This window comes from Vibrio sp. 10N.247.311.12, assembly GCF_041467515.1.
In the GTDB taxonomy this organism is placed as follows: Bacteria; Pseudomonadota; Gammaproteobacteria; order Enterobacterales; family Vibrionaceae; genus Vibrio; species Vibrio crassostreae_C.
Genome location: NZ_JBFSUV010000100.1, coordinates 1 through 1614 on the forward strand (window position 1 = coordinate 1; position 1614 = coordinate 1614).

General features: G+C 44.7%; 1 protein-coding gene and 1 pseudogene. Both read left to right on the forward strand.

The window, feature by feature from the left end:
- Positions 1 to 1334: TrkA C-terminal domain-containing protein (locus AB6E30_RS22460; protein ID WP_372105321.1), on the forward strand; the 1334-nt coding region annotated here is incomplete at its 5' end.
- 116 nt (positions 1335 to 1450) lie between these two features.
- Positions 1451 to 1614: pseudogene (locus AB6E30_RS22465) on the forward strand (bifunctional aspartate transaminase/aspartate 4-decarboxylase); the annotation flags it as partial.

Sequence of the window (1614 nt, forward strand, 5' to 3'; positions counted from 1 at the left end):
TAACTCAGTCTGCGATCATTGGTACTGCAGGCGATGCGATCGCCCGTTTGGGTGGTGTGTCTGAAGAAGCCAAACATCTGATGCAAACTAACGTTGCTGTTGGTTACGCTGTAACTTACATCTTCGGTTCTCTAGGTCCAATCCTAATGGTGACATGGGTATTCCCAACACTAATGAAATGGGATATCCGCGCTGAAGCAATCAAAATGGCAGAAGCGAACTCAGATGGTAATGCAGAGCTTGGTGCTGGTGAATTCAATGCGATGACAAAACTTGAGACTCGCGCTTTTGAAATCAAAGCAGAGAGCAAAGTGAATGGTTTGACACTAGCCCAAATCAATCAAGATTCAATAGACGCATGCATCGAAGTTATCGAGCGTGATGGCAAAGCGATTGAAGCAGACAAATTTACTAAGCTTCAACAAGGCGATGTTCTGGTTATCACAGGTACTCGTAAAGCCATTGGTCAGTTGAAAGGTGACTCTGTTGGCTCTGAAGTTGTGCTTCCAGAAGAGTACGAAGTCATTGAAGAGAACCGTCAGCTTATCGCAGACAACAAACAACTGATTGGCCGTACACTAGGTCAAATCAAATCAGAAGCGAACAAAGGCACTTACCGTGGTGTTTATGTGACTGACTACCTTCGCGAAGGTGTATCAATCCCAGTTCACGCTGACCTTGTTGTTAAGAAAAATGATGTTATTCAATTAACTGGCTCACCAAGCGATATTAATCGTGTTCAAGGTACAATCGGTAAGCCAATGAACTCAGCAACAATGACTGACTTCATTGTACTAGGCATGGGTATGGTATTGGGTCTTTTGATTGGCCTAATCAACTTCAAAATTGCAGGTATTCCGGTCACTATCGGCTCTGGTGCAGGCTGTCTAGTGTCAGGTCTGATTGTTGGTTGGTTACGCAGCCGTAACCCACATGTGGCGCAATTCCCAGAATCAGCAGCAAGCTTTATTCGCGACTTCGGTCTAGCAGCATTCGTGGGTATCGTTGGTCTTGAGGCTGGCCCTCAAGCGGTAGACACCATCAAAGAACACGGTATGAGCCTACTATTCTTGGGTGTTGCGGTAACCATCATTCCACAGATTATTTCGTTCTTCTTCTCTTACTTTGTTTTGAGAATCAAAAACCCAATTGAAGCACTTGGTTGTGTGACTGGTGGTCGAAGTGCAAACCCTGCGTTTGCGGCATTGATGGAAAAAACAGGCAATGCAACTCCAGTATTCTCATTCACAGTGACTTACGCAGTAGCAAACGTGCTATTGACCCTTTGGGGACCAATCATCGTCGGCATTATCTCCGTCAACGCTGGTATGTAATTCAGACTATAACGTCAGTCTAAGACGTCAATCCAATTAAAACACTAAGCGATTCCCTGGCCAAACATAGGGAAGGGGATCGACTTGCTAAAATTTATGAAAGTAAGGTATCTATTATGACTACTCAAACTCCAACTATCGATTTTTCAAAATTCGCTGACCTAAGCCCATTCGAGCTAAAAGACAAACTGATTGAAGTGGCGCAAGCTGTGCCAGATCGTGCACTTCTTGATGCAGGTCGTGGTAACCCTAACTTCCTAGCAACGCTACCTCGTAAAGC